The sequence below is a fragment of the Chitinophaga sp. 10T418 genome, from assembly GCF_056394125.1.
Window position 1 is genome coordinate 898,173 of record NZ_JBFTHG010000002.1, and the last position, 25,613, is coordinate 923,785.

The 25,613-nt window shown below is 45.3% G+C and carries 18 protein-coding genes; 12 read left to right on the plus strand and 6 right to left on the minus strand.

What is annotated here, in order from left to right; genetic code table 11:
• Positions 1–3 precede the first annotated feature (3 nt).
• The 3 genes from AC1DCV_RS07970 to AC1DCV_RS07980 are packed head-to-tail and all read right to left on the minus strand — an operon-like array spanning position 4 to position 4,801.
• The gene (locus tag AC1DCV_RS07970) at positions 4–555 is read right to left on the minus strand and encodes a chemotaxis protein CheB (RefSeq protein ID WP_477022690.1); all 552 of its coding nucleotides are present in this window, start codon (positions 553–555) and stop codon (positions 4–6) included.
• Between the two features lie 33 nt (positions 556–588).
• Positions 589–1,410 carry a CheR family methyltransferase gene (locus tag AC1DCV_RS07975; protein WP_477022691.1) on the minus strand — a complete coding sequence of 274 codons (822 nt, stop codon included), beginning with the start codon at positions 1,408–1,410 and terminating at the stop codon, positions 589–591.
• Between the two features lie 7 nt (positions 1,411–1,417).
• On the minus strand, positions 1,418–4,801 hold the full coding sequence (locus tag AC1DCV_RS07980; protein WP_477022692.1) for a response regulator: 3,384 nt from the start codon (positions 4,799–4,801) through the stop codon (positions 1,418–1,420).
• Positions 4,802–5,133: 332 nt separating this feature from the next.
• On the opposite strand from AC1DCV_RS07980, the gene AC1DCV_RS07985 reads away from it, so the two are divergent.
• The 11 genes from AC1DCV_RS07985 (at position 5,134) to AC1DCV_RS08035 (ending at position 22,063) form a co-directional block, all read left to right on the plus strand.
• Positions 5,134–5,511 carry a response regulator transcription factor gene (locus AC1DCV_RS07985; protein WP_477022693.1) on the plus strand — a complete coding sequence of 126 codons (378 nt, stop codon included), beginning with the start codon at positions 5,134–5,136 and terminating at the stop codon, positions 5,509–5,511.
• Between the two features lie 7 nt (positions 5,512–5,518).
• Complete coding sequence (locus tag AC1DCV_RS07990; protein ID WP_477022694.1) at positions 5,519–6,670, plus strand: HEAT repeat domain-containing protein; 1,152 nt, start codon at positions 5,519–5,521, stop codon at positions 6,668–6,670.
• On the plus strand, positions 6,670–8,100 hold the full coding sequence (locus AC1DCV_RS07995) for a glycosyltransferase family 2 protein (RefSeq protein WP_477022695.1): 1,431 nt from the start codon (positions 6,670–6,672) through the stop codon (positions 8,098–8,100). The genes AC1DCV_RS07990 and AC1DCV_RS07995 overlap by 1 nt, the downstream gene beginning before the upstream one ends.
• 15 nt (positions 8,101–8,115) lie before the next feature.
• Complete coding sequence (locus tag AC1DCV_RS08000; protein ID WP_477022696.1) at positions 8,116–9,594, plus strand: glycosyltransferase family 2 protein; 1,479 nt, start codon at positions 8,116–8,118, stop codon at positions 9,592–9,594.
• Between the two features lie 20 nt (positions 9,595–9,614).
• The gene (locus AC1DCV_RS08005) at positions 9,615–12,476 is read left to right on the plus strand and encodes a tetratricopeptide repeat protein (protein WP_477022697.1); all 2,862 of its coding nucleotides are present in this window, start codon (positions 9,615–9,617) and stop codon (positions 12,474–12,476) included.
• A 22-nt stretch (positions 12,477–12,498) separates the two neighbouring features.
• Positions 12,499–14,727 (plus strand): DUF4838 domain-containing protein, encoded by a 2,229-nt coding sequence (locus tag AC1DCV_RS08010; protein ID WP_477022698.1) that lies wholly within the window; start codon positions 12,499–12,501, stop codon positions 14,725–14,727.
• Positions 14,728–14,835: 108 nt separating this feature from the next.
• Positions 14,836–15,453, plus strand: a complete 618-nt coding sequence (locus tag AC1DCV_RS08015; protein ID WP_441574125.1) for a TetR/AcrR family transcriptional regulator — start codon at positions 14,836–14,838, stop codon at positions 15,451–15,453.
• A gap of 278 nt (positions 15,454–15,731) precedes the next feature.
• On the plus strand, positions 15,732–17,099 hold the full coding sequence (locus AC1DCV_RS08020; protein WP_477022699.1) for a TolC family protein: 1,368 nt from the start codon (positions 15,732–15,734) through the stop codon (positions 17,097–17,099).
• A gap of 10 nt (positions 17,100–17,109) precedes the next feature.
• Positions 17,110–18,153: an efflux RND transporter periplasmic adaptor subunit gene (locus tag AC1DCV_RS08025; protein WP_477022700.1), complete on the plus strand. Its 1,044-nt coding sequence runs from the start codon at positions 17,110–17,112 to the stop codon at positions 18,151–18,153.
• An 11-nt stretch (positions 18,154–18,164) separates the two neighbouring features.
• Positions 18,165–21,284 carry an efflux RND transporter permease subunit gene (locus AC1DCV_RS08030; protein WP_477022701.1) on the plus strand — a complete coding sequence of 1,040 codons (3,120 nt, stop codon included), beginning with the start codon at positions 18,165–18,167 and terminating at the stop codon, positions 21,282–21,284.
• Positions 21,285–21,547: 263 nt separating this feature from the next.
• Complete coding sequence (locus AC1DCV_RS08035; protein ID WP_477022702.1) at positions 21,548–22,063, plus strand: outer membrane beta-barrel protein; 516 nt, start codon at positions 21,548–21,550, stop codon at positions 22,061–22,063.
• 103 nt (positions 22,064–22,166) lie between these two features.
• On the opposite strand, the gene AC1DCV_RS08040 is transcribed toward AC1DCV_RS08035, so the two are convergent.
• On the minus strand, positions 22,167–23,036 hold the full coding sequence (locus AC1DCV_RS08040; protein WP_477022703.1) for an aldose 1-epimerase family protein: 870 nt from the start codon (positions 23,034–23,036) through the stop codon (positions 22,167–22,169).
• A gap of 107 nt (positions 23,037–23,143) precedes the next feature.
• Here AC1DCV_RS08040 and AC1DCV_RS08045 point away from each other — a divergent pair, with 107 nt between their 5' ends.
• Positions 23,144–23,860, plus strand: a complete 717-nt coding sequence (locus AC1DCV_RS08045) for a 3-ketoacyl-ACP reductase (RefSeq protein WP_477022704.1) — start codon at positions 23,144–23,146, stop codon at positions 23,858–23,860.
• Between the two features lie 58 nt (positions 23,861–23,918).
• Here AC1DCV_RS08045 and AC1DCV_RS08050 read toward each other — a convergent pair whose 3' ends face one another.
• Both AC1DCV_RS08050 and AC1DCV_RS08055 read right to left on the minus strand, forming a co-directional pair.
• Positions 23,919–24,689 carry a porin family protein gene (locus tag AC1DCV_RS08050; protein WP_477022705.1) on the minus strand — a complete coding sequence of 257 codons (771 nt, stop codon included), beginning with the start codon at positions 24,687–24,689 and terminating at the stop codon, positions 23,919–23,921.
• A gap of 31 nt (positions 24,690–24,720) precedes the next feature.
• Positions 24,721–25,539, minus strand: coding sequence for a lysophospholipase (locus AC1DCV_RS08055; protein WP_477022706.1), 819 nt, complete (start codon positions 25,537–25,539; stop codon positions 24,721–24,723).
• Positions 25,540–25,613: the final 74 nt, after the last annotated feature.

Below are 25,613 nucleotides of genomic sequence, written 5' to 3' on the forward strand. Positions count from 1 at the left end.
TTGTCAACTTTTATTTGCTGTGCTTATTTGTCTTAAATAATGAATAATGTCATGTACCGGCATTGGTTGTACGCCGGAACAAAGGTCCATAGCCGTCTGCGGCATCATACTAAACTCGGCTGTAAGCGGGTCCTGTACAATCCCTGTCCCACCGGCAGCAACAATACGGCATAAGCCGGCTGCGCCATCTTTATTAGCGCCGCTGAGTAAAAGTCCCAGCACGGCAGTGCCAAACACACTGGCGGCACTGCTAAAGCTCAGGTCAATAGCAGGGCGGCTATAATTTACCGGTTCAGAATAATCGAGGGAAAAGGTACTATCATCTTCTATCAGCAAATGATAGTTTTGTGGAGCCAGGTAAATATTTCCTGGTAATAATGCTTCTTTGTCTTCTGGTTCTACAATGGTTTGTTGCACGGATAACAATCTGTCCAGTTCGCTCTCCACATTTTTTAACCGATGCAAAATGATCACTATAGGTATAAAAAAGGGAGATGGCAACTGATTCAGCAACTCCACCAATACAGGCATACTCCCGGCAGAACCGCCGATCATGAGGATACTGTATTTGTGAAAAAGCGTCAATGATTACACTTTGCGTCTGAAAATTTTATTCTGAATGCTGACAGGTTCAAATTTATACCGCTCTTCATTATACAACAATGACTCTTTTATACCTAATGCAAGGTAACCTAACGAAGTTAAGCTTTCATAAAACAATTTAACTACACGTTCCTGTAGTGTTCTGTTAAAATATATAAAAACATTCCTGCAACAGATGAGTTGAAATTCATTAAATACCTGATCTGTCACCAGATTATGCTGAAAAAAAATAATATTGCGCCTCAAGGCCGGCTGTATAATCGCATTATCATAACCCGCCGTATAATAATTAGAGAAATCATTTATTCCACCAGACTGCATATAATTATAGGTATAGTCTTTCATATCTTTCAGGTTGATGACACCATTTTCTGCCTTCCGGAGATTAGCGGCATTCATATCGGTTGCGTATATACGACATCTGTCCAGCAGTCCGGCTTCTTCCAGCAGGATAGCCATAGAATAGACTTCTTCACCCGATGCGCAGCCTGCATGCCATATTTTTATGATAGGATAAGATGCCAGTCTTGGTAATACCAGCTCCCGGAGTGTTTTATAGAAAGATGGATCCCGGAACATTTCTGTCACATTCACAGTAATATACTGGACCATTTCCTGAAAAAAGCCGTTTTCATTCAGTAACCGGTGCTTTAATTCAAAGACGCTGTTGATATGTGCATAACCTGTAAACCGGATGAAGCGGCGTTTCAACGAAGCGGGGGCATAATCCGTAAAATCATAACCATATCGCTGTTGAATTATCTTCACCAGATCCGTATAATCGCTGTTGCTGATGTCTTCTATCATAGGCCTGTTATGATAACCATACCCTCAACAAAGATAGCAGTTTAATGTTATCCACTGGTTTGGCAATATAGTCTGAAGCGCCTGCCTCTATGCATTTCTGGCGATCACCGGCCATAGCTTTGGCTGTTAATGCAATGACAGGCAATTGTTGAAACCGGGCGTCTGCACGTATCCGTCTCATAGCTTCATAGCCATCCATTTCCGGCATCATAATATCCATCAGTACAAGATCCAGGCGTGGATGCTGTTGTAATATATCCAGCGCTTCCCTGCCATCGGCAGCAGTCAGTACCTCTATCCCCTGCTCTTCCATCAGGGCGCTGATAGAAAAAACATTGCGCATATCATCATCTGCCAGTAACACCTTTTTGCCGGACAATGTACTTTCCATTCCTTCCAGCGGAATATTTTCCACACTTGTTTTCTTCTGTAGCTTATAGAGAAACAGTTCCAGTTCGTCCATCAAACGATCAGTAGAATGCGAAGAGTTGCGTACGATAGCTGACGCATATTTCTTCAGTTGTTGTTCTTCATTGCTGGTAATATCCTGGTCGAGATATACGATGAGCGGGGTATTGCCCGATTCCGGTATCTGGGTGAGCGCCTGCAACTGTGCGATACCGGCATTTAAGTCGTGGCCGATTTCCACGATAACGGCATCATATTTTTTCTCTTCCAGTAATGACGAAGCAGGGCTGATACCAGTAGCGATATCATATTGTGTTTCCAGGTTTCTTTCGTCACTTTTTGTTTTGAGCGCGGTGTCGGCACTCAACGGGCCTGCGGATATGACTAGCACTTTCTTTAGCCGGGCCTGTATCTGTGAGCTGATGCTGGAGAATACTTCTTCCATATCTTTCAGCTCCAGCGGCTTTCTCGTATAGCCATGAATGTTATCTTCTGCGATTCCCTGTATGTCGGCGCCCGTTACCACATGGACCAGTATTTTACTCAGCTCCTCGCTGCTTTTCAGAATTTTGAGGATGCTGCGACCATCAATAACCGGCAGGTTCATATCCAGTATAATGGCTGCCGGCAGGTATTTACGGGCATAGGCCAATCCATCCTGCCCGTTATGTGCCACAATAGTTTTAAAGCCTTTATTGCGGGCAAAATCCCGGAGTATATCTGCGAAATAGATATCGTCTTCTATGATCAGTATCAGTTTATCCTGCTTGCGGATGTTGTGACGGTCGTCGTCTATGCTATCGGCAGGTAAAGCTATGGCGGTGGGTATTTCCGGTGTGATTAGCGCTTGTTCTGCTGCAGGTAGTATTTTACCATCCGCGGGAATCACAACGGAGAAAGTGCTGCCGGCCGAAGTACTGCTATCCAGGCGGATCTGGCCATGTAGTAGTAACATTAGTTCCCTGCTGATGCTGAGGCCCAGGCCAGTCCCTCCGTATTTGCGGTTGGTAGTGCCATCACCCTGATGAAAAGCATTAAATACCAGTTCCTGTTTATCGGGAGGTATACCGGGTCCGGTGTCGGTAACACTGATACCTATGGCGTTGGCATCTCTCTTATACCAGGAAATACTGATAATGCCGCCTGCGGGGGTAAATTTAAAGGAGTTGGACAACAGGTTGCGGATCACCTGTTGCAACCGGAGTTTATCTGTAACGACGGTAGCCGGAACATCCGGCGCAATATTTTTGATAAATTGAATTTTCTTTTCAGCGGAGATTACATCGAAAAGATCGGACAGGTCGTCCATAATGCTGGTAACAGTTACCTCTTCGAAGTTCATCTCTACTTTACCGGCTTCTATTTTAGACAAGTCGAGTACATCATTGATCAGGTGCAGGAGGTCTGACCCCGATTTATAAATGATGCCCGCGTATTCCATTTGTTTTTCCGTGAGATTTTTACCTTTATTTTCCTGCAACATTTTGGCGAGGATCAATACGCTGTTGAGTGGTGTGCGCAACTCATGCGACATATTTGCCAGGAACTCTGATTTATAGCGGCTGCTGGCTTCCAGTTCAGCCGCCTTTACGGCAAGAGCGCCCCTGGCGGCTTCCAGCGCTTTATTCTTCTCAATCACTTCCGCATTCACCTGTCGCATTTCCTCTTCCTGTACCCGTAGTTCTTCTTCAGAAGCCTGCAGTACTTCCGACTGGCGGCTGAGTTCTTCATTCGACTGCCGTAGTTCTTCCTGCTGACTGATCAGGATTTCCTTTTGTTCCTGTACCTGTTGCAATAATAACAATACCTTGCTCCGGGCGTTGGCCGCATTAACGGCCACGGATATATCTTTTTCCAGCAGTTCCAGCAGGCGGAGCTGCAGTGGGGTTACTTCCTTAAAGCAGGCCAGTTCAATAACACCCAGCAATTCATCTTCTATCCATAGCGGCACCATTACGATGGAGCCGGGGATGGCCTGGCCGCTGGCCGAGCCCAGTTGCCAGTAGGTAGCCGGCAGGTCGTGGATCACGCGGATATTCCTGCTATTAACAGCGGTTCCCAGGAAGCCATCGTTCATGGCAACGATGTCAGGTATAGCTGCCGGCATACTAACTGCCGAGGTTAAACGAAGATCATTATGTACGTCATCATAACAATAAAAGGCGCCGGCAGCAAAATTGGCTAAACCTGTTAGGGTATCTATGCATTTACGTACCAGTTCATCCCGGTTATGGATTCCCTGTAAGCTCTCATTCATATTATTTACACCGGTGAGCAGCCAGTTTCTTTCATTGGCGGCTGCATTCAGATCTACTACTTCGTCCAGCTTACTGTTAAGTGCATCCTGGGCTTTCAGTCTTCTTCTGAACTCCGTATACGTAATCCTCATCAGGATAAAGCCTACGAGCAGGATAAAAGCATTATTAAGCAACAGCGCCTTGACGGCTTTACGGAAAGAATCTTTCTTAACATCTTCCCGGAGTGCCAGTAGCCGGCGCTCTTCCGCATTTACTGCACCAATCCTCGCCCTCACCTTATCCATCAGCAGCGTTTCTTTCTCGGTGATGTTAGCGTTATCTTTAAAACGTTGTGTTTCCGCGATATGATCCAGCTCATTCCAAAAGCTTAACAGGTGGTTCACATCATCTTCGAGGGAGTCTACGTTCTTTACCTGTACCGGATTATCCTCCACCATGGTACGCAGATCGTTTACCGCCGGCGCAACTTTGGGTAATGCGAGTTCGTATGGCTGCAGGTACCGATGTTCGAAAGTGCTGCGAAACCCACGCCTGGCGGCTTCCATATCAAACAACAGTCGCTGCACCCTTTCTGAATTATTAAGTACACGGTACGTGTGTTGCACCCATCCTGCTTCCTCCGTTTGTGTATCGAACGTGCGCCAGGTTAGAAATCCTCCCAGTATTACAAGTAATACCACAAGGGAAAAGCCAAGGTACAGTCTGTTAACCAGTGAGATCTTCATCGTTGAATGCGAAAAAAAAGGTAATTGTTGTGTTTTGTAAAATTGTTATATTAGGTATAAATGTACCGAAATGCCTTCATATTCAATACCTTTACAAAACGCAACGTATCTGTTTTGACATTAATTTAAAAAAATTATACCGTCTGTGAAAAACCTTATCATCAGCTTTTAAAGTATATATCTACGCAAATAAATTGTTGAGTGATTGCAACAACTAAAAAAAATCATATTCCTGATTTAATGCATACCATCAAAACCAAATTTCATCATACATCCGTACATCTTAAACAATGCCACACCTGCATTGTTTACCGGATTAAATTCAGCCCACTATGAGTAAAATATTGTTAGTAGAAGATGACGAGATCATGCCGAAGATAGTTGCCAGAATTCTTGCCTCCTCTGAATATGAGCTGGACCACGTGTCCAATGGCAAAGAAGCGTTTGAAAAACTGGAGGCCACCAATTACGGCTATGACCTGATCATTACGGACATTATGATGCCATATGCCAACGGGTTTGAAATTCTCAGTAAAGTAAAAAGTCCTGACAGGGAAAAGCCCATTCCTGTTATCATCGTTTCCAATGCAGGTAATGAAGATATGATCATGGAGGGTTTTAAACTGGGCGCCGATGATTTCCTGAAGAAACCCATCATTCCTGCAGAATTATTGATAAGGGTGAAAAGATTATTAATGAAGACTAAATAGCTGGATATTGGACATACAAGTACCTGTTTTCCTGGAACCAGCCTGGAACCTCTTCCAGGGAGCGCCACTGGCCATACAGCTGGCGATGATATTTATTATAATTGCTGCTGTGATTACGCTACTGGCTTATTTCTCCATTTTAAGAAACCGTTACCGGGGCTATCAGCGTGCAAAAAGACTGGCATCACTCCTGCCTCAACTGGATAACCTGATCATTGAGGAAGTACTGGCAAATCCGGATCCACTTGCCAACACTCACCCGGACCGGGTAGAACTGAACCTGGAAGGATTCTGGAAATTACCGCTGCAAAAAAAATGGGCCAGGCAAGCCACCACAGACCGGATCATCCATTTCCGCCGGAATGTGAGAGGCAATGCCGGACATCTTTTGCGGACGCTATACCTGCAACTGGAATTGGATAAGGATAATATCAAGCAGATGAAATCATCCAGGTGGGAGCGGAAAGTACGGGCACTGACAGAATTCATCAATATGGACATTCCCATTGCCGATGTATCCATATTACCATTAACGAATAGCCATAACCGTGAGTTGAGGGCAGCTGCCAGACATGCCTACATCAAGCTCAGTAAAAATGAGCCGTTCAAATTTTTTGATGTGGTAACAGATCCGCTACTGATGTGGGACCAGGTAGAACTGTTCCGCATTATCACCACTACCGAAGATATTGCCATCCCCAATTTTGCGCGATGGATCACCTATTCTTCCAACAAGAGCGTGGTATCGTTCTGTTTAAAGCTCATCATTCACTACAACCAGTTGCCGGCAGTACCTGCCGTAAAAAAGCTGCTGGATACCAAAGACCATTACCTCCGCGCAGATGCGATAAACTGCCTCGGAAAATTGAAAGTGCCTGATGTGGAAGATAAGCTGGTAGCTATTTATAGCAGTCAACCCCTGCATTGCCAGATAGAAATACTGAAAGCGCTGGGACGTATTGGCAGTGGGCAGTACATCGACTTCCTGAAACAGGAATTCCTTCATTCCACCGATTTTGATTTGCGTAAAAGTGCCGCCAAATCCATTGTAAAAAATGAATGGATCGCCGGCCAGGTATTACAGGAACTACTGGATACTGCAGACCCCGAAAATCTGCTTATCCTGAAACATTGTATGAACCCGTTAATCAAATACTGATGAATGGACTTTTAGAAACAGCAGGCAGGATCTATGAAAACACACTTTTCGTATATGGATTGGTGTTATTGTTCACCTATGCCCTGCTGGCGATCTTATCGATGCTGGCCATCCGCAGGTATGTTAAACGGAACAACGAGCATCAACTGAATATATTATCCAGCTCCCCCATGGCGCCGGGTATCACCATCCTGGCACCTGCTTTTAATGAAGGCCTCACCATTGTATCCAATGTACGTTCCCTGCTGACGCTCAATTATCCCCGTTACGAGATCATCATCATCAATGATGGCAGTACGGATGATACCATGGAACAGCTGATCAATGAATTTAAAATAGTCCCGGTAGACTTTGCCTATAATGTAAAGATTCTCACCAGGCCGGTACGTAATATATATAAGTCTACCGACCCCGCTTATTCTTCCCTGCTGGTAATAGATAAAATAAACGGCAAAAGTAAAGCAGATGCAGTGAATGCCGGTATCAACGTAGCGGCGTTCGACTATTTTGTTTGTACAGATGTGGACTGTATTCTTCATAAAGATACCCTGCTGGAGCTCATCCGACCGGTAATGCAGGAAGAAAAGAAGCGGGTAATCGCCGTTGGCGCTACGTTGCGTATTGCCAATTCCTCTGAGTTTGACGAAGGTGTGATGACCAGGATGCGGCCACCTAAACAGTTATTACCGCGTTTCCAGGAAGTAGAATATATCCGCTCCTTCGTACTGGGGAAAATGGGCTGGAGCTACATCAATTGTGTACCTAACGTATCCGGCGGATTGGGATTATTCGATAAAGAAGTAGCCACCCGTTGCGGCGGGTACGATCATCTTTCTTTTGGGGAAGATATGGAACTCCTGACCAGGATGTGCCGATATGCGCACGACAACCGGATTTCCTATGTCGTGCGTTATATTCCCAAAACCCTTTGCTGGACGGAAGCCCCGTCCTCTGTTAAAATATTAAGCCGGCAGCGTGTACGCTGGTCGCGGGGACTTGCGCAGTTAATGGCTGCCCACTTCAGCATGTTCCTGAATCCACGCTACGGCAAAATGGGGTTAATCGTATTTCCATTCAATTTCTTTTTTGAATTACTGGCACCACTGATTGAGTTCAGCGGTATTATTGTATACATCATCCTGGCAGCATCTGACAGAATCAACTGGCCATACGCCTTGCTGTTGCTGCTTTTCGTGTATACCTATTCCATCATGATCACTACCATTTCTATATTATGGGATCAGCTTTCTTTTCGTTATTATAAAACATGGAGAGAAGTGGCTTATCTCTGTTTCACTCCATTTATGGAATTTTTACTGTATCATCCGCTTATTGTGATTAATTCATTGCGTGGTTATTATAATTTCCTGACCGGAAGAAGAAGTACCTGGGGCAATATGCAACGGCAAGGTTTTGGAAAGAAGAAATAAAGAAAAGAGAATCGTATGCTTAGAACCATTTTTGAAGGAGGCGTGTTTATATATGGTTGTACGCTACTGCTCATGTACGCCCTGCTGGCTTACATGTCCTATCGTGGCATTATACGCTTTCGCAAAAAGAACAGTTTTACCAATTATGATCACCTGCTGGATTCCCCGCTCACACCGGGTATTTCAGTGATTGCCCCCGCCTTTAATGAAGGTGTTACCATTATCATGAACGTTCGCTCCCTGCTAACGCTGAACTATACACGTTTTGAAGTAATCATTGTAAATGATGGCAGCACAGACGACACGCTGGAGAAACTGATCCATGAATTTGAACTGGTGCCGGTAGACTTTGCCTATAATGAAAGGATTGTTACCAAACCGGTAAAGCGTCTTTTCAAATCTACCAACACCGCCTACGACAAGCTCCTGGTCATTGATAAAGTGAATGGTAAAAGTAAGGCCGATGCATCCAACGCCGGTATCAATGCCGCTGCGTTTGATTATTTCCTGTGTACCGATGTGGATTGTATTATAGAGAAGGATACGCTCCTGCGCATGATAAAACCATTCATGGATGAAGAKCATAAGCAAACCAAAGAAGTAGGCGAACCTTGCCCTCAATGCGGCTATGTCCATGTAGTGGAAGATAGCAGGCAGGTAATCGCCACCGGTGCCACCCTGCGTATTGCCAATTCCACTGAGATAGATGATGGCGTTATTATACGGGTACGCCCCCCCGAAAAGTTGCTGCCCCGTTTCCAGGAGATGGAATATATCAGGGCCTATGTACTGGGAAAAATGGGCTGGAGTGGTTTGAACAGTGTACCCAACGTATCTGGTGGACTGGGATTATTCGATAAAGAAATAGCGATCAAAGCCGGTGGCTATGACCATTCCTCTTTTGCGGAAGACATGGATATCGTGACCCGCATGTGTGCCTATATGTTAGACAACAAAGTGAAATATGCGATCCGGTATATTCCCACTACACAATGCTGGACAGAGGGGCCACCCAATATGAAAGTATTTAGCCGGCAGCGGACCCGCTGGGGACGTGGCCTCGCAGAGATCATTACTATTCACCGGAAAATATTTTTTAATCCGCGGTATAAAAAGCTGGGGCTGGTGGTATTACCCTACAACCTGTTTTTCGAATTCCTCGCTCCGATCATTGAATTTACCGGGATCCTTTACTATATCTACCTGATCATAACGCATCAGGTAAACTGGCAATATGCGATCATCTTATTGCTGTTTGTATACCTGTATTCTGTGATGATCACCACCCTGGCTATCTGCTGGGATCAGATTACCTATGGCTATTACAAAACCTGGTGGGAAGTAATCGGACTGGCATTTATGGCCTTTTTTGAACCATTGATTTACCATCCGCTGATCGTATTTTTTGCGCTCCGGGGGTACTGGTATTTTCTTATTGGTAAAAAAACTGCCTGGGGAAATATGCAAAGACAAGGGTTTGGTAAAAGAAAGTAAACTTATAAATAAGAAAAGCAATGGCTGTATTAAAACATCTGTTAACAGGTATAGTAGTGTGTTTGGCGTTACAAACGCAGGCGCAGGTTTTTAAGCAGAAGAATAATGCAGAAGGGCTGTATAATCAGGCAGTAGCTGAAACAAAACAACAACACTACGACAAGGCCATTGCCCTGTCGAAGCAGGCATTACAGCAGCAGCCAGACTTCATTGATCAGCAATTGCTGCTGGCCAGGTTATATATGCTCACCAAACAATATGACCTTTCCCGCAAATATTTTAAAGAAGTATTGACTAAAAATCCCCGTTACCGGGATGCGTATTACTATGCCATCAATGTAGAATTGACTACCGGCCGGTATACCGAAGCAGAATGTTATGCAGATGAAGCGCTCAGCGCTTTTCCGGGCAGCCTTGATTTTATGCTGAAGAAGTTAGGGATACTGGATGTACAGCATAAAACCTATCGTGGCAATGAATTGGCGGAAACCCTGATGAGTAAATACCCGGAAGACACAACTGTCCGTAATTCCTATATAGAACATTATCTCCTGAGTGGCCGCTACTATCAGCAGTTGGGTAATACCGGCATGGCCAGGCAGAGCTATGATAAAGTATTACTGGCAGATCCCCGCAACCAGCAGGCGAGGGAAGCCAGTCTTGCTGTTGCTATCAAAGGCGGCAGCTACCAGTCAGCATTGGACCAGGTGAATGAAGGGCTCACCACCTATCCGGGTTCTTATGATTTGCTGATGCGCAAGCTCGGTATTTTACAGGAAATGCATGCCTATGCAGAAGCACTCAGCACCCTGCAGGAAATACTACGGCGCTATCCCGGCGATGCCAAAGCCCGTACGCTGGAAACATCACTGCGGATGGAAGCAGCTACCTACTATGCTAACACTGACCCCTATACGTTATACGAAGGCGTGCTGGAAAAAAATCCCGGCAACCGCGAAGCACTGGATAAACTGATTGGTTACAGCATGGCCAGGGGCGCCTACAAAGAAGCACTGGCCTGGATTAACAGGGGCTTAAAAAATAATCCTAGCGACACCCGCCTGATGGCATTAAAACTGGATGTACTGGAAGGCGATCATAAATACAGTACTGCCGCTGCTTTGGCAGAGTTGCTATATCAGCGCGCACCTAATCCGGAATTAAAAGAAAGACTGGTACTGCTGCAAACGGCCAGTGGTCGCGACTATCTGGCGCAGCAACAATACGATCTGGCACTGGCATCTTTTGAAAGTGCCCTGAAAGCGAGTCCTACTGATACCACCGTACTTAGTCTCTTAGCCAATACCTACATCTCTCAAAAAAATACACCCGCGGCATTAAAGGTGCTGGACCAGGCACTCTCCTATTACCCGGACAACGCCAACTTTTTACTGAAAAAATCCAGCGTGCTGGCAGATGCCGGCAGGTACGAAGAAGCAGCCGTAATAGCCGGGCAACTCGCCACCCGTTTCCCGGCAGATGATCGTTTCAGTAATAACCTGGCAGAGATGCGGCTCTCCGCCGGCAGAATTTTAATGAAGGCGGAAGAGTACGATCTGGCCAAGCAACAATTTGAACAGGTATTGGCCGTAGTTCCTTCCAACCAGGACGCCCTGGAGTACATGATTAACCTGGAAAGCGCCACCGGAAAGCCCGACAGCGCATTATACTATGCAGATAAAGCATTGGGATATTATCCCGGCAACCGCGATTTTCTCTTAAAGAAGGCATCTGTATTACAGGATAATCATGACTATAATGCCGCTGCTGCTATCACTGCAGACCTGATGTCTAAATATCCGTATACGCTCAAATACAAAACAGCATATATCAACAGCCTGATGTCTGCCGGTACGGAGTACCAGCGGAATCTACAGCCGGATAGCGCGCTGGCCATATTTAACCAGGTGCTGGCATTGAATCATAAAGATTCCATGGCATTGCTATACAGTATCAATATTCTGAACGGGCAACAGCGCTACGACAGTGCGCTGGCGTATACCGCGCAGGGAATAAAATACTATCCAGGTAACGAAGCGTTTTTAATGAAGCGGGCAATCACCCTGGAAAATAAAAAAGACTTTGCTGCTGCCGCACTGGTAGCCGATTCCGTGGTAAAACTACAACCTACTGCGGTGAACACCGACTACCGCGATTACCTGCAAAGTAAAACATTGAAGAACCAGTTTGGTTTATATTACCTCAATTCCAGCTACGATTATTCAGATAATAAATACAACATCGCGACAATAGAATACCGCCGTTTTATTAAGCGGGGTTCTTATGCGGTGCAGCTGAACTATGCCGGCAGGCAAACTGGTAACGGCTTACAGGGATTGGCAGAAATGTATTATTCCCACAACACTAAACTATACTCCTACGGTATGGTGGCCTATTCCAATAAAACGGTATTTCCACAGTTGCGTGCGGCGTATTCTATTTTCAAAACATTTAAAAAAGAAATTGAAGTGGAGCTGGGTGGACGCTATCTGAACCTGGATAGTACCAGCAGTATTTCCGGTGTGATTTCTGTAGCAAAGCCATTTGGTGATTTCTGGGTGAACCTCCGGGGATTTGTGATCAGTGAGTCGCCTAAAAGCTACACTGCATTTAACCTGACCACCCGTTATTACATGAACAGGCGACAGGATTACCTGCAGGTGGTAGCGGGGCTTGGTACCTCTCCCGATGACCGGAGCAGGCTGGTAAATTTTCCTAATCTTACCGGTTTGCTGACACATAGCGTGGGCGCAGGCTACCAGAAAGTATTTCACTACCGGACTACACTGGGATTATATGGTACCTGGATTAATCAGAAGATCAGTGACACCGGGTTCCAGAACCAGTACGACATTTATGTAACGCTTCAGCGGAAATTTTAACCGACTTACAATGTGCAGAATTATGAACAGCTTTTTGTTAATGATCACAACGTTGTTATACAGTGCGTGTCAGCCTGGTAAGGCGGAAGACTTCCTCCTGGTAAAGCAGGGCCAGAGTGCCTATGTGATTGTGATTCCGGCTTCGGCTACCAAAGCAGAAACCAGGGCTGCTGGTATTTTACAGGATTATGTACAACGTATCTCTGGGGTAAAGTTAGCCGTGATCGCAGAAAGTCAATATAAAGATCAGCCAGCAGTGTTTATTGGTAATACCACTCATACTTTAGGGCCGGAAAAAATCAAAAATGATGGCTTCTTCACAGGGAGCAAAGACAAACAACTTTATATCCGCGGAGGCAGCGGGCAAGGAGTAGTATACGGCGTATATCACACGTTAGAAACGTATATGGGTTGTCGTAAGGATACGAAAGGCCCCGCCACTGTTCTCACGTCAAAGGATATACGCATAAGCGGCGCCCTGACAGATCTGCAGGAACCAGCCTTTATATACAGGGAAAGCTACTACCCTGCCTGCACCGATCCGGAATACCTGGCCTGGCATGGGCTGCAGCGCTTCGAAGACTTATGGGGCGTATGGGGACATTCTTTTTTTAAAATATTACCTCCCGCCACCTATTTTAAAGAGCATCCTGAATATTATTCACTGGTAAATGGAAAAAAACAGGCATTACAACTTTGTTTGAGTAATGAAAACGTGTATGCGTTAACGGTAGCCTGGTTTAAAAAAGCCATCGCAGACAACCCTGATGCCATGTATTGGTCTATAGCCCCACAGGATGGTGGTGGCGCCTGTACCTGCGATCAGTGTAAGAAAGCGGATGCAGAAGAAGGTGGTCCTTCCGGCTCGCTGATCCGTTTTGTAAACCGGGTAGCCAGTCAGTTTCCGGAGCAGCGTTTTACCACACTGGCTTATGGCTATACCGCCAAAGCGCCCCTGAAAACAAAACCGGCAGGCAATGTATTCATTATGCTGAGTACCATCGATGCTTTCCGACAGGATCCATTATCGCAAACACCTTCTGCTGCGGGCTTCCGAAAAAATCTTGAGAGCTGGGGAGCTACTACCGGCAACCTGTTTATCTGGGATTATACTACACAATTCACCAACTACCTGGCGCCATTTCCTGATTATGATAACCTGCAACCCAATCTTCAATATTTCGCCACACATCATGTAAAAGGGGTTTTCTCACAGGGCAGTGGTGAAACCTATGGCGACATGGCGGAATATAACAGCTACGTGCAGGCGGCCCTGTTATGGCAACCCAATGCAGACATTAAACAGGTGAACAGTGCGTTTCTAAAGGGCTATTACGGTCCTGCGGCTCCTTTTGCAGACCAATACCTCGAAGCGCTCGGCAATGCCGTTAAAAGCACCCACAGCACCCTGGATATTTATGGCAACCCGATTTTTAATTCCCGGGATTACCTGTCACCAGCCCTGATAGACCAATATTCTACCCTGTTGGACAAAGCCGAAGCTGCCGCGGGTAACAACAATACCTATTTACAACGGGTATATCAAACGCGGTTGTTCCTGGAGTATGTTGTATTGCAGCAATCCCGTTTTTATGGCAACGAAAAATACGGTTACCTGCAACCTGATGGCAGCGTAAATCCTAAGTGGCCGGCGCGGGTAAAGCATTTCACTGAGCAATGTAAAGCGGCCGGCGTGCAAGAGCTTTCTGAAGGCGGCTTATCTCCCGATGCCTATGCAAAGGAATGGGAGGAGCTGTTCTCCCGTAAATGGATTAATAGTCTCGCCCTGCACGCACCAGTAACACTCGTAAACGCCTATACGCCGGAATACACGCCTAAAAAAGAAGCCACCCTCACAGATGGATTATTTGGTGGCAACGACTTTAGTTATAACTGGCTCTTTACTTACGGTAAGGATATGATCGCCACCATTGACATGGGTAGTAATAAAACCCTCCATCAGATACAGCTGAATTTTCTGCAGGACGCCAGGCATTATATCTTCAATCCTACGCAGCTGCTGATTGAAATATCTACAGATGGTGTGTCTTTTAAATCGGCGGGTGTAAAGAATATACCAGTGCCGGAAGAGGATTATGCGGTGCACATTAATCACTATTCATTTACCTTGCCAGCAACTTCAACACGGTATATACGGATAACGGCAAAATGTCCGGCGGTGTTACCGGAGTGGCGGTTGGTGGAAGGAAAGAAACCGGCATTATGTTGTGATGAAGTGAGTGTGGAGTAAGGAATACTAAGAGAAGAAGGATTGAAAATCAACCACTTTCCTTTCTCTTTAAAAATAAATTTGGAAAATGAACACTGTTCAGTATATTTGCACTGTAAACAATTCAACGTGGGCATAATAGAAAGAAAAGAGCGGGAAAAAGCGGAGATGCGCAGGCGTATTGTAGACGTAGCTGTTAAAATGATTGTGGAAGAAGGATATGAAAAAGTATCTATCCGCAACATAGCCGATAAGATAGAATACAGCCCTGCCACTATTTATCTTTATTATAAGGATAAAGACCAGTTGCTGTATGATGTACAGTCTGATGCTTTTGCTACCCTAGCAAGTGAGTTTCTGAATAAGATAACGGACAATGCACCATTTAAAAGACTGGAGCAGCTGGCCAAAGCGTATGTAGAATTTTCCAGGGAGCATCCTGAGTTATATGACCTGATGTTTATCATCAAAGCACCCATGAATGCGCTGGTGGAAGAAGAAAAGTGGAAAAACGGGGATCCGGCTTATGATGCACTGCATAATCTCATGCAGGAGTGTATTGACAAAAAAGTAGTGAAGTTTAAAGATGCTACCATTGCCACGCTTTCCGTATGGGGCTTTGCACATGGATTGATCAGCCTGCACCTGCGGGGCAGGTGCTCAAAAGTATCCCGCGTATCTGACGAAGAGATGCCTGCTGTGGTGGACGAAGCTATCCGGGAATACCTGCGCATGATTAAAGCGTAAAATAAATTTACCAAATCGTAAAATATATCCCGGAGTTAAACGTCTGCATTAAAAGCGGAGCTGATTTTCTGCTGTAACAATTACTTGCTGAAATCGGGAAAGCCTTAACAGCTAACGCTTAGCAGACCAGGTGTGAAAGAGAAATGTGTCGCCAAAATAATTCAAAAGCCTTCACGGCTTTTTTTAAAGTCGGGCATTAAACACTGTTCAGTATATCAACAATGATAACAAAAGCCATGTGGCTTTATTTTTTTCGGTATAAATAAACACCGTTCATTATGTACACATCACTCACAAAAGGAGCATTGTTAATAGGCCTGCTCACGGCAGGTTCCAGCTCCTTCGCACAAAACACCGTGCTGGATCAATACATACAATCCGCCTTCAGCAATAATAAAGGGCTCAAAGAGCAAAACTTCCAGCTCACCAAATCGTTGCTTGCATTACAGGAAGCTAAAAGCCTGTTTGGCCCGAATGTATCCCTGCTTGGCAGCTATACTAAATCGAGCGGTGGACGTACCATCGACTTTCCTATTGGGGATATCATGAACCCGGTGTATAATAGTCTGAATCAACTGACCAACAGCCACAACTTCAAATCGCTGGAAAACGTATCGGTTCAGCTCAATCCTGATAATTTTTATGATGCAAAAGTGAGGACCAGTCTCCCACTGATCAACGCAGAAATTTATTACAACCAGAAGATCAAAAGAGAACAGATTACCCAGCAACAGGCTGCCGTAAATGTATACAAGCGGGAACTGGTACGTGATATCAAAACTGCTTACTATCAATACTACCAGGCAGCACAGGCCGTTGCTATTTATAATAACGCCCTTTCTCTGATCAACGAAAACATACGCATTAACGAAAGCATGGTGCGCAACGGCATGCGCAATAACACCGCCCTGTATCGTGCACAAACAGAGAAAGAGAAAACCGATGCGGATATCAACAAAGCCATTAACACCCGCCAGAATTCCAAAGCATATTTCAACTTCCTGCTAAACCGGGGACTGGACGAAAATGTGACGCTGGACAGCACCCTGCTGATCACGCCGGCACAACTGCCCGGTAAAGATATCAATGAGCGGGAGGAACTGGCTCAATATAAAAGTGCCACTACCGTGTACCGGTTAAACGAACAACTACAACGTGCTTATCTTATCCCCAAGCTCAGCACTTTTATTGACCTGGGCTCACAGGGTACAGGCGCAACTTTCGATAAAAACACCCGCTATTATCTCTTTGGTGTAAACCTGGAATGGAACCTGTTTGCTTCTCATAAATATAAATACAAGATCAAACAGGCCGCCAATGATGTGGAAACGATCACCAACGCGGCATCGCAGACCACCGATCAACTACGCTTACAGCTATACCAGGCAGTTAACAACTATCAGACTGCATTAAGGAATTTTAAAACCGCACAAAGCCAGTTATCCTTTGCCGAAAGATACTACCGCGATCAGATGAAAGTCTACAAAGAAGGACAACTCCTGTATATAGAATTACTGGACGCACAGAATCAACTGACACAGGCACAGCTGCAAACTACCGTGGCACAGGCATCTGTGCAAACGGCCTATGCTGCAGTAGAACGCGCACAGGCATCTTACAATATTGATAATAACAACAACCAATAAACATACTTATATGAAAAATACATTGCTCCTGCTGCCTCTTTCCCTGATCTTGTATTCCTGCGGCAGCAAGCCGGCGGCTACCACCACACCTTCAGATACCATCCCGGTGAAAATAATGCCACTGGAAAAACAAGGCACCGCAGTATCTATCAATGCATCCGGCCAGTTTACAACGGATGATGAAGTATATCTTTCTTTCAAAACAAATGGTATCATCAGCAGCATACTGGTAAAAGAAGGCGACCCGGTACGCAAAGGCCAGCTGCTGGCAACACTGAACCTCACAGAAATAGATGCCCAGGTACAGAAAGACCAGCTGGCATTTGAGAAAGCACAACGGGATTATCAACGGATTGTTCGCCTGCATAACGACAGTGTAGCTACGCAGGAACAGCTGGAAAACAGCAAAACCACCATGGATCAGGCACGCCAACAACTCAGCACCACCCAGTTTAACCGCAGCTATTCGGCTATTCACGCTACACAGGACGGTTATGTATTGCATAAACTGGTGAGCAGCGGACAAATGGTGAATGCAGGTACCCCCGTATTGCAAACCAACGGCGCCAGCAGCGCACATTGGTTGCTTCGTGTAGGCGTAAGTGATAGAGAATGGGCGCAGGTAAAAACCGGCGACAAAGCTACGATTGAAATATCCGGCGTACCCGGCGACAGTCTAACAGGAATGGTTACACGTAAATCTGAAGGTATTGACGCACAAAGCGGTACCTTCCTCATCGATGTACAACTCACCGGCAACAAGCCCGCCGCTATCGCGGCCGGCATGTTTGGCCGTTGTCATATTAACGCAGGCGCTGTTACCGGCAACACTGCCTGGAGCATCCCATATGCCGCCCTGCTGGATGGCAATGGCAGCAGTGGTTTCGTGTTCATCACCAACGACAATAAAACCGCACAGAAAATCCCGGTAACCATCACCGGTATGGAAAAAGAAAATGTGCTCATCAGCAATGGCATGGAGCAGGCAAAGGCCCTCATCATTTCAGGTAGCGCCTATCTGAAAGATCAATCACCTATCCGCATCATCCAATAACACCTACGATCATGAAAATAGCCAATTATGCCGTCAAAAATTACCAGTTCACCCTGGTGATATTTATTATGATCATTGTGTTGGGTATCACCACCATCCTCAACATGCCCCGCTCTGAAGATCCGGAAATGAGAGCACCACAATACACCGTTATTGTAGTGTATCCTGGTACCAGTCCTAAAGACATGGAAGACCTGGTGGTAGATCCCATGGAAAAAGAAATCTACGGACTGGATGATATTAAACGTGTACGTACTTCTATCAGTGATGGAGTAGCCGTGATGCGGGTAGAATATAAATACAGCTCCAACGTAGACCAGAAATACCAGGAGCTGGTAAGAGAAGTGAACAACAAGCGGAAAGACTTACCGGCAGACATTTACAGCATTGAAGTAAGAAAGCAGGAGCCATCCGATGTAAACGTAATGCAGATAGCCCTGATTTCTGAAAATGCATCCCGTGATAAACTCCGCTATTACGCAGACAAATTACAGGATGAACTGGAAAAAGTACCCTCGCTGAAAAATGTAAAACTGCATGGCTTACCTGAACAACAAGTGCGTGTGGAATTACAACTGGATAAAATGGCACAACTGCACCTGCCAGTTAACAACGTGATGGCAGCAATACAAAGCGAAATGGCCAATATTCCTGGTGGCAGCATTGATGCAGGTGCGAAAAGCTTTAATATCAAAACCAGCGGTAATTATCAGAACATCGATGAAATCAGCAACACGATTGTATCTGCCGGCAATGGAAAAAATGTTTTCCTGAAAGACATTGCGCGTGTATATTATGGTTTTGAAGATGAGAAATACTTCGTACGGCTCAACAGTCACCGTTGCGTAGTAGTTTCTGCCGCACAGAAGTCCGGAGAAAACATTACCAAAACACAACTACAGTATAAACCAGTCATAGAAAAATTCAAAAAAACATTGCCGCCCAATATTGACCTGGTGCAATATTTCGATCAGGCCGATGCAGTAAATAACCGCTTGAGCGGACTGGGCAAAGACTTCATCATCGCCATACTACTCGTGGCCTTCACCCTGTTGCCTTTAGGACAACGCCCGGCATTGATTGTAATGATTTCTATTCCGCTGTCGTTATCCATTGGTATTGTGTTGCTGCAACTGTTTGGATTTAACCTGAACCAGCTGAGCATAGTAGGACTGGTAGTAGCATTGGGACTGCTTGTAGATGATAGTATTGTGGTGGTGGAAAATATAGAGCGATGGATGCTTGAGGGACATAGTCGTATGGAAGCCACCCTCAAAGCCACCTCACAAATAGGGCTGGCCGTAGTAGGTTGTACTGCTGCACTGGTGATTTCTTTTATGCCCCTGGTATTCATGCCGGAAGGTAGTGGCGACTTTATCCGGAGTCTCCCGCTGGCGGTGATATTCAGTGTGCTGGCCTCTATGGCCGTGTCGCTTACTATCATCCCATTCCTTTCCAGCCGTTTGCTGAAAGAGCACACCGGTAACCCGGAAGGCAATCTGTTTATGCGTTTGCTCAAAAAGCTGATCCATGGCAGTTATGCAAAATTGCTGGATAAGGCATTACACCGTCCGGTGATCACGATGGTGGTATCCCTGGTTATTTTTGGTGCAGCAATAGGTTTGTTTAAAGTGATTGGCTTTAGCCTGTTCCCTGCTTCCGAAAAACCACAGTTCCTGATCAATATATTTACGCCACCGCAGTCGAATCTGGTATATACCAACGAGGTAGTAAAGCAAATAGAAAAAGAACTGAAACAGGAGACGACCATCAAATCTTTTGCCAGCAACATTGGGAAAGGCAACCCCCGTATCTATTACAACGAAACGCAGGAAAACGAAAGAAGTGATTATGCCCAGATCTTTGTGCAGCTGGGTGAACATACCAGTCCGGCTGAAAAGACCAAACTGATTGAGTCCCTTCGTAAAAAATGGACCCCTTATCCAGGTGCTAAAGTAGAGGTGAAGAACTTTGAACAGGGACCACCGATGGTAGCTCCGGTAGAAGTGCGCTTGTTTGGAGATAACCTGGATAGCTTACGTGCGATGGCTGCCAATGTAGAAAAGATGCTGGAAAAAACACCCGGTACTATTTATATCAACAACCCGGTAAGTACGCTGAAGTCAGACATCCGTGTAAAGATAGACCGTGAAAAGGCGCAGCAGCTGGGCATTCCAACGGCCAACATTGACCGTGTAGTACGTTTAGCCATATCCGGTATTAACCTGGGGCAGTACAATGATCAGAACGACAATGATTATGATATCCTGCTGACCAAACAGAAAACGGGCAAACCAACGATGGACGTTTTCAAGGATCTGTATGTCAATAACAGCCAGGGGACCGCGATTCCGCTCTCACAGGTAGCACAGCTACAGCTGGAAACATCTCCCTTAACTATTAATCACCAGGAGAAAAACCGGGTAGTAGCCGTAGGTGCTTTTATAAAGAAAGGTTTTCTGACAGACCAGGTGATCGGAGATGTGGTAAAACAGATGGATGCGCTGAAACTCCCTGCAGGATATACTTACGAGATGGGTGGAGAAGTAGAGAGCCGGAAAAATTCCTTTGGTGGATTTATGAGTGTGATCATTGTTACCATCTTCCTGTTTGTTGCGGTATTAATTCTGCAGTTCAAAACTTTCAAGAGCATGCTGATTGTTTTGTCGGTGATTCCGTTAGGAATAGTAGGTGCCGCCATAGGCTTGTGGCTGACAGGCAACTCCCTCTCTTTTGTGGCCATCATAGGCTTGATAGCGCTGGCAGGGATAGAAGTAAAGAATACTATTTTGCTGGTAGATTTCACCAACCAGTTGCGTATGCAGGGCAAACCACTGGAAGAGGCCATACGGGAAGCAGGAGAAGTACGCTTTCTGCCCATCGTGCTCACATCGCTCACTGCCATCGGCGGATTAATACCGGTGGCCATATCTACCAATCCGTTAATTGCCCCACTGGCCATTGTGTTGATTGGTGGCCTGATCAGTTCTACGTTGTTATCACGTATAGTGACACCCGTAGTATATAAGCTGATTCCACCGAAAATAGACGTGGTTCCTACAAATGGACATGGATCTCATCAAAAGAAAGATCTGTTATTGCCACAGGATGCAATCTTACATCATTCATAATTGGTTTATGACTTAAAACAGAAGAAGCCTGCTTTGTAGCAGGCTTTTCTGTTTTAAATTCATCTGGCATGGCTAAGAACAAGTACAGCAACTGGTGTTGCTTTTATCAATCCCTTGTTACCCACTCATTCAATCATATACACATTAAATGAAATGAGTCAATTTTAAATCCACACAAAATTTTATCAGTCAACCATTTAAAATTAGTTCCTTACTTTTATGGCTAATTTGCTAGTCAACCATTCCTTTGAAAATTAGTTCTTATGAAAAAAATCTTCCTGGCATTTGCAACCATGCTTTTGGTGATTTGTATCAGTACACAATCATCGCAGGCACAATTAAAACGATTCAGTATTGGCCCTTTTGTTGAAGCGGGCTTTCCTGTAGGCGATTTCAGTAAGACCCATAATACCGGTTATGGTATCGGTTTAGGTGCTGATGTTAAACTGGTAGCAGGTTTAACGGCTGTAGGTTCTGTGAGCTACTTCCATTTTGGCGGTAAAAGCGTTACCACTAACAACTTTACCACCGATTACAAAGCTTACAATGTAGTGCCTATCCGTTTGGGGTTACGGTACAAACTAATCTCTATTCTGTATGTGAAGGTAGAAGGTGGTACCGTTCAGTACACCGGAAATGGCTATAACGGCGTAGGCGGACTGGTAGCACCAGGTCTGGGTATCCGCGTACTCGGCCTGGATGTAGAAGGCAAGTATGAAGCATGGTTCAAAGATGGTACACGTAGCTTCTTTGGCCTGAAAGCCGGATATAACTTTTAAGCTATTGGCCATTAGCTTTTAGCTTTTAGGAAAATGCAGCGAAGACTAACAAATGATGTTTTTCTCTGCATTTTCCTAAAAGCTAATGGCTAAAAGCTAACTGCTAAAACAGCGTTGCAGTCCATGTTCTTTCAAACGCTTTACCGGGAGCTAACCGGTTGATCCCCTCTTTCTCTTCCAGTTCTCCGGTAGCAGTTACACTATCAGCAATACCACACCAGGGTTCAATACAAACGAAGTCGGCATCTTTTGCCGCCCAAATTCCCATGTAAGGAAAGCCTTCAAAAGCCAATGTTAATCCATGTGGCGTAGACTTACTCTTAATGCTGATAGCAGTGGAGGCAAGGTCTTTGAATACCAGGGCATCCTGGTAGAACAATGATTTTTTCAGGGGCAATTCGTGCGTATGCTGTAGCAATGGCACAGGAGCTGTTTCTATTTGTCCACCGGAAGATAATGGCCAGCTGCCGGTTTCTTCTTCCTTATTAAAATACAGGTAATAATCTTCGTAGGCAGTATCCGCTACCAGTGGCAATTTAAAGGCCGGGTGCGCGCCTAAGGAAAAGAGTAATACTTTCTCATCTTTGTTTTCTACCTGGTAGGTTACCTGCAACTGATCGTCCTGCAGGAGGTACTGAATGGTAAAATTAAAATGGAAAGGGTATACGTTCCTGGTATTTTTATTATCAGAGAGACGGAGGCTGACATGTTCCGTTCCCTGCTCCGTCACTGTAAAGAGCTGCTCCCTGGCAAAGCCATGGCGACCGAGGGTATAGGTTTGACCATTATAGCGGTAGGTATTGTCTTTCAGACCTCCTACAATGGGAAAGAGTACGGGACTTTTTTTGCCCCAGAAAGCAGGGTCGCCGCTCCATAAATATTCCAGCCCGGTATCTTTACGGACAATACTTTGTAATTCTGCGCCTTGTGGGTCAATCACAACGGTGAGTTTTTCATTGGAGATTTCTATCATGGTCTGATACTGTTATATAGTGGATATCTGCGAAGATAACCTGTAATTGGAACAAAGCTTTGTACCTTTGCCAGGTATTTTTTTTTCTTAAAAAACGAACGCATTATATGGAATCATTAAAAGGAAAGAAAGCCCTGATCACCGGTGGTGGCAAAGGCATAGGCCGTGCGCTGGCGGTAGCGCTGGCACAGGAAGGTGTTGATATAGCCCTGATGGGACGTAGTGCAGGTTCACTGGAGGAAGTGGCCAAAGAATTAACCGGCATGGGGGTGAAAGCAGCATATGCTACAGCTGATGTGAGCGACATGAACGCGGTCAACACTGCCGTTACACATCTCACAAAAGAGCTGGGGGATATTGATATCCTGATCAACAATGCAGGCATTGCGGCTTTTGGTGGTTTCCTGGAACTGGAACCGGCACAATGGGAGCAAATCATCCAGGTAAACCTGATGGGCGTATATTATGTAACCCGTGCCATATTACCGGGCATGATCGCCAGAAAAACAGGTGATATCATCAATATTTCATCCACAGCCGGACAACGTGGAGCTCCGCTTACGAGCGCCTACAGCGCTTCTAAATTCGGGCTGCTGGGATTAACAGAATCCCTGATGCTGGAAGTGAGAAAACATAATATCCGGGTAAGTGCTTTAACACCTAGTACCATTGCTACGGATATGGCGAAAGACCTGAATTTAACGGATGGTAATCCGGACAAAGTATTACAACCGGAGGATCTGGCGGAATTTGTAGTGGCACAGTTGAAGCTGAACAGAAGAGTGCTGGTGAAATCTGCGGGGTTATGGTCTACTAATCCTTAAGTTACTTGATGTTAGTTGCTGATGAATATGATCATCAGCAACTAACATCCTCCATGAATTATTTACGGATGCGGTAAGCGTATCCGATAGATGCGGTAGCAGCACCTGTATTGTTTTTACCATTGGCACTTCCTTTCTGAATATTGAGGAAGCCATAGTTTCCTCCACCTTCCACAAATACCTGGCTACGACCAAAGAGGTAAGCCAGTCCAACGTTTCCACTTACACCGAAGTTGAAAGTATTCAGCTGATCTTTGATGTCTACGTTTTGGTCKAAAGACTGTTGACCAATTGGCTGTGTAGCCTTTTCATCCAGGAAAACGGTGGTACTACCACCGGTGATATCCTGTTTACCACTCAGCAGAAATCCAAAGAAAGGACCTGCATCCACATATAAACGCAGCGGTGATTTCGGTCCCAGGTTCCAGCCAAATTTAGCCAGAATAGGCACCATCAGGTAGTTAAGTTTTGCCTGACTTTTGAAATCTGCATAGAGATAAGTAGTGCCGGGAGGTAACTGGCCCGCCTGTTGTGGTGGTACCGGAAATGCCTGCAATCCATTCTTTTTGCCGCCCTGTGAAGAGTAGCTGATCATTGCTTCGATAGAGAAAAGTTTGCTGATGTGGTATTCCCCGAAAATACCGAAGTCGGGGCCCTGACGGGAGCTGTAACCCTTATTGAGGGGATTTTCTTCACTGCCACCCGCCGTAAGATTTGGAATACTAATGCCTCCTCTAACGCCGAGATCAATTTGTTGTGCGTATGCGGTGGTGCCAAAAAACATGACAATAGCCGGCAAAAGCCATTTAAAAGAGCCTTGGATTTTCATAATTAATAGAATTGTAAACCCAATTTACTAATTATCTCACATTACTCAGCCAACCGGCCACAAACAATAAAACATCCCGGGCATCCGGTTCATTGTGCATTTCATGATACATACCCTCCCATTCCCTGTAAGTAAGCAGTGTAGCGGGGGCCCGCTGCGCAAACAACCGGGAGCCTTCCACAGCAGTAAATTCATCGGCATTGCCATGGATCAGCAAGGAACGGACTTTTAATGCTGCCGCGTGTAACAGGCACCAGGCGCCATTTTGAATCATATCATTGGCCAAACGCAAACTGAGTTTATCGTGACGCAAAGGATCTGCCTTAAACTTTTCTACCGCCCTCTTATCATGTGAAATTTTATTGATATCCAGTCCCTGGTTAACCCTGATATTAGGAGCTATTGCACTCAATACCTTCAAGGTGCCTTTCAGGAAACCACCAGGACGTATACCAATGATCAGCGCCGGAGCCGAAATCACCGCTGCCTGGATATCCGGTTGTCTTTTGAGTAAGAAACCCGTTAATACACCACCGCCCATACTATGGCCATACATCACTACCGGCTTACCATAAGTATCCTTTACATAGCCCAGGAATGCCTGCAGGTATTCAAACATAAATTCAAAACCTTTGGAGCCTCCTTTGGGACCATCACTTTTACCATGTCCATAATGATCAATGCCGATCACCGCAAAACCTTCATTCATAAAGAATGCGGCCACATGATCATAACGGCCAATATGCTCTCCGATTCCGTGTACAATAATCATTACCCGGTCAAGATTTTCGGGGATCCAGTTGATACCATGAAACTTTGTGTGCTGGTAATTCCAGTAAAATTCATTCATAGCCTGAGTTTAGCTGGTACAAAACGAAGATAAAGAATATCTTTATCCCCTATTTCAACCAGATAAAATTAACT

What these genes read in the sequence shown, in the direction of transcription:
- AC1DCV_RS07970 (WP_477022690.1), bottom strand. Translation starts at nt 555, where the DNA reads ATGATCGGCGGTTCTGCCGGGAGTATGCCTGTATTGGTGGAGTTGCTG.
- AC1DCV_RS07975 (WP_477022691.1), bottom strand. Translation starts at nt 1,410, where the DNA reads ATGATAGAAGACATCAGCAACAGCGATTATACGGATCTGGTGAAGATA.
- AC1DCV_RS07980 (WP_477022692.1), bottom strand. Translation starts at nt 4,801, where the DNA reads ATGAAGATCTCACTGGTTAACAGACTGTACCTTGGCTTTTCCCTTGTG.
- AC1DCV_RS07985 (WP_477022693.1), top strand. Translation starts at nt 5,134, where the DNA reads ATGAGTAAAATATTGTTAGTAGAAGATGACGAGATCATGCCGAAGATA.
- AC1DCV_RS07995 (WP_477022695.1), top strand. Translation starts at nt 6,670, where the DNA reads ATGAATGGACTTTTAGAAACAGCAGGCAGGATCTATGAAAACACACTT.
- AC1DCV_RS08005 (WP_477022697.1), top strand. Translation starts at nt 9,615, where the DNA reads ATGGCTGTATTAAAACATCTGTTAACAGGTATAGTAGTGTGTTTGGCG.
- AC1DCV_RS08010 (WP_477022698.1), top strand. Translation starts at nt 12,499, where the DNA reads ATGAACAGCTTTTTGTTAATGATCACAACGTTGTTATACAGTGCGTGT.
- AC1DCV_RS08020 (WP_477022699.1), top strand. Translation starts at nt 15,732, where the DNA reads ATGTACACATCACTCACAAAAGGAGCATTGTTAATAGGCCTGCTCACG.
- AC1DCV_RS08025 (WP_477022700.1), top strand. Translation starts at nt 17,110, where the DNA reads ATGAAAAATACATTGCTCCTGCTGCCTCTTTCCCTGATCTTGTATTCC.
- AC1DCV_RS08030 (WP_477022701.1), top strand. Translation starts at nt 18,165, where the DNA reads ATGAAAATAGCCAATTATGCCGTCAAAAATTACCAGTTCACCCTGGTG.
- AC1DCV_RS08035 (WP_477022702.1), top strand. Translation starts at nt 21,548, where the DNA reads ATGAAAAAAATCTTCCTGGCATTTGCAACCATGCTTTTGGTGATTTGT.
- AC1DCV_RS08040 (WP_477022703.1), bottom strand. Translation starts at nt 23,036, where the DNA reads ATGATAGAAATCTCCAATGAAAAACTCACCGTTGTGATTGACCCACAA.
- AC1DCV_RS08045 (WP_477022704.1), top strand. Translation starts at nt 23,144, where the DNA reads ATGGAATCATTAAAAGGAAAGAAAGCCCTGATCACCGGTGGTGGCAAA.
- AC1DCV_RS08055 (WP_477022706.1), bottom strand. Translation starts at nt 25,539, where the DNA reads ATGAATGAATTTTACTGGAATTACCAGCACACAAAGTTTCATGGTATC.